The 8468-nt window shown below is 72.3% G+C and carries 9 protein-coding genes and 1 pseudogene; 4 read left to right on the top strand and 6 right to left on the bottom strand.

Features of this window, described 5'->3' with window-relative positions:
* From SACSA_RS26915 to SACSA_RS0116840, 3 genes and pseudogenes are all read right to left on the bottom strand, one after another.
* A partial coding sequence (locus SACSA_RS26915; RefSeq protein ID WP_232212982.1) for a hypothetical protein occupies nt 1-279 on the bottom strand: 279 nt, incomplete at its 3' end.
* 22 nt (nt 280-301) lie between these two features.
* A pseudogene (locus SACSA_RS27215) lies at nt 302-394 on the bottom strand (acyl carrier protein); the annotation flags it as partial.
* A gap of 125 nt (nt 395-519) precedes the next feature.
* On the bottom strand, nt 520-1431 hold the full coding sequence (locus SACSA_RS0116840; RefSeq protein ID WP_019818918.1) for a hypothetical protein: 912 nt from the start codon (nt 1429-1431) through the stop codon (nt 520-522).
* Nucleotides 1432-1638: 207 nt separating this feature from the next.
* Here SACSA_RS0116840 and SACSA_RS0116835 point away from each other — a divergent pair, with 207 nt between their 5' ends.
* A complete protein-coding gene (locus tag SACSA_RS0116835) occupies nt 1639-1824 on the top strand; it encodes a DUF3073 domain-containing protein (RefSeq protein WP_028661962.1) in 186 nt (61 codons plus the stop codon).
* Between the two features lie 134 nt (nt 1825-1958).
* Nucleotides 1959-2849, top strand: a complete 891-nt coding sequence (locus tag SACSA_RS0116830; RefSeq protein WP_019818916.1) for a Gfo/Idh/MocA family protein — start codon at nt 1959-1961, stop codon at nt 2847-2849.
* Between the two features lie 90 nt (nt 2850-2939).
* On the opposite strand, the gene SACSA_RS0116825 is transcribed toward SACSA_RS0116830, so the two are convergent.
* Genes SACSA_RS0116825 through SACSA_RS0116815 form a run of 3 tightly spaced genes read right to left on the bottom strand, consistent with a single transcriptional unit; the run spans nt 2940 to nt 5973 of the window.
* Nucleotides 2940-4451 (bottom strand): tripartite tricarboxylate transporter permease, encoded by a 1512-nt coding sequence (locus tag SACSA_RS0116825; protein WP_019818915.1) that lies wholly within the window; start codon nt 4449-4451, stop codon nt 2940-2942.
* Between the two features lie 2 nt (nt 4452-4453).
* Complete coding sequence (locus tag SACSA_RS0116820; protein WP_019818914.1) at nt 4454-4990, bottom strand: tripartite tricarboxylate transporter TctB family protein; 537 nt, start codon at nt 4988-4990, stop codon at nt 4454-4456.
* Nucleotides 4987-5973: a Bug family tripartite tricarboxylate transporter substrate binding protein gene (locus SACSA_RS0116815; RefSeq protein ID WP_019818913.1), complete on the bottom strand. Its 987-nt coding sequence runs from the start codon at nt 5971-5973 to the stop codon at nt 4987-4989. Before SACSA_RS0116815 ends, SACSA_RS0116820 begins: the two co-directional genes overlap by 4 nt.
* A 163-nt stretch (nt 5974-6136) precedes the next feature.
* On the opposite strand from SACSA_RS0116815, the gene SACSA_RS0116810 reads away from it, so the two are divergent.
* Together SACSA_RS0116810 and SACSA_RS0116805 are read left to right on the top strand one after the other, a co-directional pair.
* Nucleotides 6137-7726: a sensor histidine kinase gene (locus SACSA_RS0116810; protein ID WP_019818912.1), complete on the top strand. Its 1590-nt coding sequence runs from the start codon at nt 6137-6139 to the stop codon at nt 7724-7726.
* Nucleotides 7723-8418 (top strand): response regulator, encoded by a 696-nt coding sequence (locus SACSA_RS0116805; RefSeq protein WP_019818911.1) that lies wholly within the window; start codon nt 7723-7725, stop codon nt 8416-8418. The genes SACSA_RS0116810 and SACSA_RS0116805 overlap by 4 nt, the downstream gene beginning before the upstream one ends.
* Nucleotides 8419-8468: the final 50 nt, after the last annotated feature.

Below are 8468 nucleotides of genomic sequence, written 5' to 3'. Positions count from 1 at the left end.
CAGTGGCAACGCGGTGTTGATTCGCTCCGAGCGCATGCCCAGCACCGCCGCCGCCAGCTCGACCAGCCTCCCTCGACCTGATCGACCGCGGCGTCGCGGGTGAGGCGGGTTCCGGATCGCGCCGCTCGGTGCCCGGGTCGTCGGGTAACCCGGATTCACGGACCCTCCGGTGTCCACGGCTTCGGACTCGGCCCTGCGTGCGGACGCGGACTCGGTGGACAGGGATTCGCGGACGTTCTGGGCCACCGTCGTGATCGATCCGTTGTTCAGGAGTTTCACGGTGGGAGTTGATTTGGAACTCGTGCTCGACCCGGTTGCGGAACTCCATGAACATCAGGGAGTCCATGCCCATCTTCTTCAGTGGCAACGCGGTGTTGATTCGCTCCGAGCGCATGCCCCGGAGCCGGGTATCACGGAGGGCAGGTCGTCTTCGAGGGAACCGTCGGCGAGCTGCGTGCCAGCGACACCCTCTGGGCACCGCGTGCGCCGCCGCGCTGGACACCGCACTCGACACCGCGCTCAGTTGAAGCGTTCGCGCGAGGCCAGCTCGCCCCAGTAGTCGCGCAGGTTCTCGAACGCCTCGGACACCTCGTCCACCGCGTTGCGGCGCAGGGCGTCGAGGATGGCGTGCACCTCGTCGGCCGAGGTGTCGGTGGCCAGCACCGGGTCCTCGATGAGCTGCACGAGGCCGCCGTAGTCGAGTTCCACGGCGGAATTCGGGTGGAAGTTGGCCAGCCAACGCCGGGTCTCGGCGAGGATGCGCGCGGGGCCGCCGCTGTCCCCCACCACCTCGGAGACCAGGTGTTCGGCCTCGATGACGCGGTCCTGTGCCTCCGACATCGCCACCCGCCAGGACACTTCCCGGATCGGGTCGTCCGGTCCCGTGCCGAGCACGATGCGACGCTCGTCCGGGTCGACGAGCGTGAACCACGGCAACGGCACGGTCCAGTTCGTGGACAGCACGTGCATGGTCGTCCCGCGCAGGTCACGCAGGGCCGCGTTGGCCCGGCCGCGCACCTCCTCGGCCGAGACACCGCTCGAATCGAGCACCGCCGCCCGCAGCGCGGGGTGCGACTCGTCGAGGAAGCTGGTCAGCGCGGCGGCCGCGCGGACGCGCACCTCGAGCGGGCAGATCAGCGGCTCCGTACCGAGGTCGAGATCGGTGTCGGTCACCGGCACCTCGCCGGGGTCGAGCACCAGTACGTCCGTCAGCGCGCTGGTGGTCGGCCGACCGTCCGGCCGTTCGGCGGGCAGCACACGCGCGGGGCTGGAGACCTGCGACCGCAGCCACAGCTCCTGCTCGCGGGCGACGGCGTCGCCGGGGGACAGCTCGGCCGTCTCGACGGCCTTCTCCAGCAGCGCGTCCGGGGGGTCGCCGAAGACCGAGAGCGGTTCGTACACCCGGAGGTAGGCCGCGAACGGACGAAGCACCCGTGAATCGTGACACGTCGGCGACGATCGCCGGGCACCGGCTGGTCCCGCGCCGGGAAGTCGGGAGATACTGTCAGCCGTCGCACACCGTGCCACGTCGCACGGCCGCCGGTCGGCACGGTACGGTGTATTGAGGAAAGTAGTCGAGACGACGCGGGGCCGCCGATTTCCCCCGGCCGCCCCGCCCCTGTGCAAGGGGGTCGAGCCATGGGGCGCGGCCGAGCTAAGGCCAAGCAGACGAAAGTGGCCCGGGAGCTCAAGTACAGCGTTCCCACCACGGACTTCGATGCACTGCAACGTGAGCTGTCGAGCAACTCGTCGAACGACAGCCATGAGGACGAGGACCGGTACGAGGACCCGTACGACGACGGGTACGACGACTACCGCCGCTGAATCGCCGTGTGCGCGAGGGTGAACCCGGGCACCACGGCCCGAGTTCGCCCTCGCGTTCCACGTCCGGCACTCCGCGAGACCCCACGCGTACCCGCCCGCGCGCCGACCGGCGGCGGGGCCGATACCCTGCGCTCGTGGATTCCCAGCTCCGAGTCGGGCTGGTCGGTGCGGGCTCGTGGGCGAGCAGGGTGCACGCACCCGGCCTGGCCGATCACCCCGCGACCGTGCTCAGTGCCGTATGGACGCGACGGCCCGATGCGGCGACCGCGCTCGCGCACGAGCACGCCGCCGAGGTGGCCGGTAGCTTCGAGGACCTGCTCGACAGGGTCGACGCGGTCGCGTTCGCCGTCCCGCCGTCGGTGCAGGCCGAACTCGCTCCGCACGCGGCACGCGCGGGCAAGCACCTGATCCTGGAGAAGCCGCTCGCGCCCGACCTCGCCCGCGCCGAGCGGGTGGCCGAGTCGGTGGCCGACGCCGGTGTGGCGGCACTACTCATGCTGACCCTGCGGTACGCGTTGCCGACGCGGGACTGGCTCGCCGGGCTCGCCGACGTCGGTGGCTGGGCGGGCGGCAGCGGGCGCTGGCTCTCCGGCGCGTTGCTGTCCGACCGGTACGGCAACGCCGTGTGGCGGCACGAACTGGGCGCGCTCGGCGACATCGGCCCGCACGTGTTCGACCTGCTCGACGCCGCGCTCGGCGAGATCACCTCGGTGCTCGCCGCGCGGCACACCGACGGCGACCTGTGGCACGTGCTGTTCGAACACGCGGGCGGGGCGACCAGTACCGCCACGCTGGCCGCACGCCTGCCCGTCACCCCGACGGCGGTCGAGTTCGCGGTGTACGGCGAGCACGGGCTGCGGCTGCTCGGCCGCGAGCCCGACGGCGCGGCCACCTCGTACACCGCGCTGCTCGACGATCTCGCCGCGCTGGTGGACAGCGGCATCCGCACCCACCCCTGCGACGTCACACGCGGGGTGCACCTCCAGCGCGTCCTCGCCGACTGCGCACGCGTCGCCGAGCCGTGACCGGCGCCACCTCCGACGCGTGACCGGCTCCGCCCCCGGCACGGAGACCCCGCGGAGCCGGGTGCGGGGGCGGAGCCGGACTCGCACCGGTCAGCGCGGCGTGGGTGTGCGACGGCGGTCCAGTGCCCGGCGCGCGTGCGGGCGCAGCACCGGCCACAGCAGCACGAGCGCGACGACGGCGTAGACCGTCACGGCCATCGGCGAGTTCACCAGCCCGACGAGGTCGCCTTCGCTGATCTGGAGCGCCCGCCGCATCTGCAACTCGGCAGCGGGCCCGAGGATCACCCCGACCACGGCGGGCAACACCGGCAACCCGTACCGGCGCATGACGAACCCGATCACGCCGATCACGAACAGCAGCACCAGGTCGATCGGCTGGCCACCCACCGCGTAGGCCCCGAGGGAGGCGAAGAACAGAATCCCGGCGTAGAGGTACGGACGCGGAATGCGCAGCAGCTTCGCCCACAGCGGCGCCAGCGGCAGGTTGATGACCAGCAACAGCACCAGGCCCACGAACAGGCTGGCGATCAACGTCCAGACCAGGCTCGCCTCCCGTTCGAACAGCAACGGGCCGGGCTGGATGCCGTACTGCTGGAACGCCGCCAGCATCACCGCGGCCACCGCCGTGGTGGGCAGGCCCAGGGTCAGCATCGTGACCAACGTGCCCGCGGCCGACGCGCTCGCCGTCGACTCCGGGCCCGCGACGCCCTCGACGGCGCCGTGTCCCCACTCGTCGCGGTGGCGCGACAGCCGCTTCTCGGTGACGTAGGACAGAAACGTCGGGATCTCCGCACCGCCCGCGGGAATCGCGCCGAACGGGAAGCCGATCACCGGCCCCCGCAGCCACGGGCGCCAGGTGCGCCGCAGCTCGTCGCGTCCGAGCCACGGCCTGCCCACGGGCAGCGCCCGCTCGGGTGTGCGGCGCAGGCGCGCGGCCACCCACAGCGACTCCCCCACGGCGAACAGCCCGACGGCCACGATCACGACATCGATCCCGTCGGCAAGGTGCAGCGAACCGAACGTCAGCCGCTCCTGCCCGGTGAGCACGTCGAGCCCGATCAACCCGATGGTGAGCCCGGTCAGCAGGGAGGCGAACCCGCGCACGCGGGACCGGCCGAGCACCGAGGTCACCGCGACGAAGGCGAGCACCATCACGGCGAAGTAGTCCGGAGCCCCGATGTTGACCGCCAGCGACGCGACGATCGGCGCGAGGAACACCAGTGCGAGCGTGCCGACCGTGCCGCCGACGAAGTTGCCGATCGCCGCGGCCGCGAGGGCCTGCGGCCCCCGGCCGCGCTTCGCCATCGGGTAGCCCTCCATGGCGGTCACCACCGAGGCGCTCTCTCCCGGCGTGTTCAGCAGGATCGAGGTCGTCGACCCGCCGAACATCCCGCCGTAGTAGATGCCCGCGAAGATGATGAACGCCGCCGTGGGTTCCAGTCCGTAGGTCACGGGCAGCAGGAGGGCCACGGCCATCGCGGGGCCGATACCCGGTAACACTCCGATCGCGGTGCCGAGCACCACGCCGAGGGCGGCGAAGGCCAGGTTGGCGGGGGTCAGCGCCGCGCCGAACCCGTCCAGCAGCAGTGAGATCGTCTCCATGACTAGACCACCCCCATCAGCGGTCCGGTGGGCAACGGGACGCCGAGCAACCGGTCGAACGCCACCCAGGTCAGCACCGAGACACCGGCGGCCACGAGCGGGTCGCGCACCGTGTTCCGGCTGCCGAGCGCGTAGGCGGCGCCCCAGAACAACAGCGCCGAGGACGCCGGGAACCCGATCAGCTCGATCAGCACCGCGTTGGCGAGGAACACCCCGGACAGCAGCAGCACGGTGCGCAGGTCCACGGCGGTGTCGAGGTCGACGTCCTCTCCGCCCTCGGCCTCACCGCGCCCGCCGCGCAGCACGTCCCTGGCGAGCAGCACGGCCACCAGCACGAGCAGCGAGCCGACCACCATCGGCACCGCGGTGGGCCCGAGCGGACCACGCTGCGTGAAGTCGGTGGACAGGGTCAGCGCGTCGGTGAGCACAAGCGCCCCGAGCAGCAGCAGGAACGCGCACAGGCCGAGTTCGGAGTGTTCCCGCCACCAGTGCCGCCCCCGGGCGGGGCGCGCCGCGTCGTCGTGTGTCGTCGTGCTCATGCCAGCCCCAGCTCCGTCAGCACCGAGACCACCCGGTCCCGTTCGTCCGCGAGGAAGGACGCGAACTCGTCCCCGGTGGCGAACGCGTCGCTCCACCCGTTGCGCCGCAGCGCTTGGCGCCACTGCTCGGTGCCGTGCAGGCGGGTGAACAGGTCGATGAGCCGGTCGCGTGCCTCGGCCGACAGTCCGGGCGGGGCCACGACGCCGCGCCAGTTGGTGAAGCTGACGTCGACCCCGGCCTCGCGCAGCGTCGGCGCGTCGATGCCCGGCACCCGCTCCGGCGCGGTCACCGCAAGCGCACGCAGTTCCCCGGCCTCGATCTGGTCGCGGGTCTCACCGATGCCGGACACCCCGAACGCCACTTCTCCGCCGAGCACGGCCGCCATCAGCTCGCCGCCCCCGTCGAAGGAGATGTAGTTGACCTCGGTGGGGGACAGGCCGACCGCCTCGGCGGTCAGCATCGGCGCGAGGTGATCGGGCCCGCCCGGGGACGACCCGCCGCCCACGGGCATGCCGCCGGGGTCGGCCCGCCACGCGTCGAGCAACTGCCCGATGTCGCGGTAGGGCGAGTCCTTGCCGACGACGATGATGTCCGACTCCTCGGTCAGCTTCGCGATCGGCGTGGTGTCGTCCAGCGTGGCGGGCGAAGAGTTGGTGTAGACCGAGCCGACCACGCCCAGTCCCATCGACATCGCGAGCCTGCCGTTGCCGCGCTCGCCGACGATCCTGCCGAGTCCGACCGTGCCGCCCGCCCCGGGGAGGTTGAACACCTCGATCGGCCCGTTGAGGTCGTTGTCCTCGATGGTCTTGGCCGCCGTGCGCGCGGTGATGTCGTACCCGCCGCCGGGAGTGTTCGGCACGAGGAAGCGCAGCCCGGGGATGCGCGTTCCCGTGTCGTCGTCGCCGCCTGACACCAGCGGCGGCACCACCAGGACGAGCAGCGCCGCGCAGAGCACGGACAACCACGTCTTCGGTCTGCTCATTCTCACCTCACTGTGAGCCTCGACACTCGGACGGCCCGGGTCGCGCCGGGCCGGGGGACATCCTGCGCCGCACGCACGCACCTGTCTCGGTTGCGCGCACAACGGTTGTTGTGGTCGTTGTGGTCACGCCCGGGGGGCCGTCGCGGGTGTCATAGTGAGGCCCATGCGTGGCAGGCCATCGCTGGCCCGGCAGTTGCTCGGCTGGCAACTGGTGATCGTGTTCGCCGTGCTCGGCTGCGTGGTCGGCTTCTCGGTGCTGGAGTCGCGGGCGAACTTCACCGACGTCGAAGGGCGCAAGCTGCTGTCGGTGGCCGAACGCGTCGCGGCCACACCCGGGATGCGGCGGAGCCTGGCCGACCCGGTGAACCGAGACGCGCTGCCCGTCTTCGCCGAGAGCGCGCGCAGCCTGTCGGGCGTGGACCACGTCATCATCACCGGTCCGGACCGCACGGTGCTGACCTCCCCGGACCCGGACCAGCTCCGCACCGCCCTGCCGCTGGGCGCGAGCACCGCCGAGCGGGGCAGGGCCTGGGTCGGGACGGTCGGCGACTCCCTTCAGGCCCACGTTCCGGTGATCGGCGACGACGGAGCCCTGACCGGGATCGTCGTCGCGGGCACACGCACACCCGGCCTCTTCGAGAGCGCGGCGAACCGGCCCGCCGACACGCTCGCGCTGATCGGGATCGCGACTGTGCTGGGCATCGCCGGATCGCTGCTGTTGGCACGCCGGGTGAAGCGGCAGACGCTCGGCCTGGAGCCCCGGGAAATCACCGGGCTGGTGGAACATCGGGAGGCGCTGCTGCACGGCATCCGCGAGGGTGTGGTGGCCCTCGACCAGCAACACCGGATCACGCTGGTCAACGACCACGCGCGGACGCTGCTCACCCTGCCGGACGACTGTGTCGGCGCCACCGTGGACGAACTCGACATCAGCTCCCGGCTCCGCGAGGTGCTGACCGGCCGGACCGGCGGCACCGACGAGATCGTGCTGCGGGCGGGACGGGTGCTCGTCCTCAACCGGATGCCGGTGGAGCGGTCCGGCCGGACCCTCGGCGCCGTCGTGACCCTGCGCGACCGCACCGAGCTGACGACGCTGCGGGAGGAACTGGAGGCCGCCACCCGCTCCACCGACACGCTGCGCGCCCAGGCACACGAGTTCACCAACCGCCTCCACACCATCGCGGGGCTGATCGAACTCGGCGAGTACGACGAGGTCCGCGACTACGTCGACCTGATCGGACGCACCCGCGAGGAGTGGCACGAGCACGTCGGCGCCCGCGTGCACGACACGGCCGTGGCGGCGCTGCTGATCGCCAAGGCCAGCCTCGCCGCCGAGCAGGGCGTCGGCCTGCGCCTGACCGAGGACAGCGCGCTGGGCGAGGCCGACGAGCGGCTGTCGTCCGACCTCGTCACCGTGCTCGGCAACCTCGTGGACAACGCGCTCGACGCGGCACGTTCCGGCGGTGCGGCCGAGGCGTTCGTGGAGGTGGACATCCGGCAGGACGACCACGCCGTGTCGGTGCGGGTGCGCGACTCGGGACCGGGCGTGGCGCCCGAGATCGCGACCGAGGTGTTCACCCACGGATTCACCACCAAGGCGGCCGAGCACGGCGGCGGGCGCGGCCTCGGCCTCGCGCTGACGCGGCAGGCGTGCCGGCGGCGTGGCGGCTCGGTCGAGCTGCGCAACGACGGCGGGGCGGTGCTCACAGCGACCTTGCCCTACGTCCGCGCCCCGGAGAGGGTGAGCCCGTGATCCGGACGCTGGTGGTCGACGACGACTTCATGGTGGCGAAGGTGCACGGCGGCTATGTCCGCCGCACCCCCGGGTTCGACGTGGTGGGCACCGCGCACACCGGCGCGGAGGCGCTGCGGGCGGCCCGCGACCTGCGGCCCGACCTCGTGCTGCTCGACATCTACCTGCCCGACCTCGACGGCCTCGCGGTGTTGCGGGAACTGCGCGGCGAGCGGGAAACCTCGGACGTCGACGTGGTCGTGATCACCGCCGCGCGCGACGTGGACACGGTGCGCCAGGCGTTGCGCGGCGGCGCGGCGCACTACCTCATCAAGCCGTTCTCCTATCCCGCGCTGCGCGAGCAGCTCGACCACGTCGGCTCACGGCACCGCGCACTGGAGCGCCTCTCGGCCGACGCGGCCGCCCGGCAACAGGACGTGGACGCCGTGTTCGGCGGGAGGACACCCGGCACGGCAACCCTGCCGAAAGGACTCACCGAGCAGACCGCCGAGCTGGTCCGCGACGCGCTCACCGCGCACCCCGAGGGCCTTTCGGCCTCCGAGTGCGCGCGTCTGACCAGCCTGTCGAGGCCGAGCGCCCGGCGTTACCTCGAACACTTCGCCGAGACGGGCCGCGCGGAGGTACGTCTTCGCTACGGCGGCACGGGCCGCCCCGAACGCCAGTACCACTGGCTGGCCCGCCCGGCGCGGTGACGGCGGATTCCCCGCCGCCGGACGGTCGCGCTGACCCGGCGGCGGTGTGC

This window comes from Saccharomonospora saliphila YIM 90502 (assembly GCF_000383795.1).
Classification (GTDB): domain Bacteria; phylum Actinomycetota; class Actinomycetes; order Mycobacteriales; family Pseudonocardiaceae; genus Saccharomonospora; species Saccharomonospora saliphila.
Note: the sequence above shows the minus strand (reverse complement) of the source record. Positions and strands in the feature narration are given on the sequence as shown.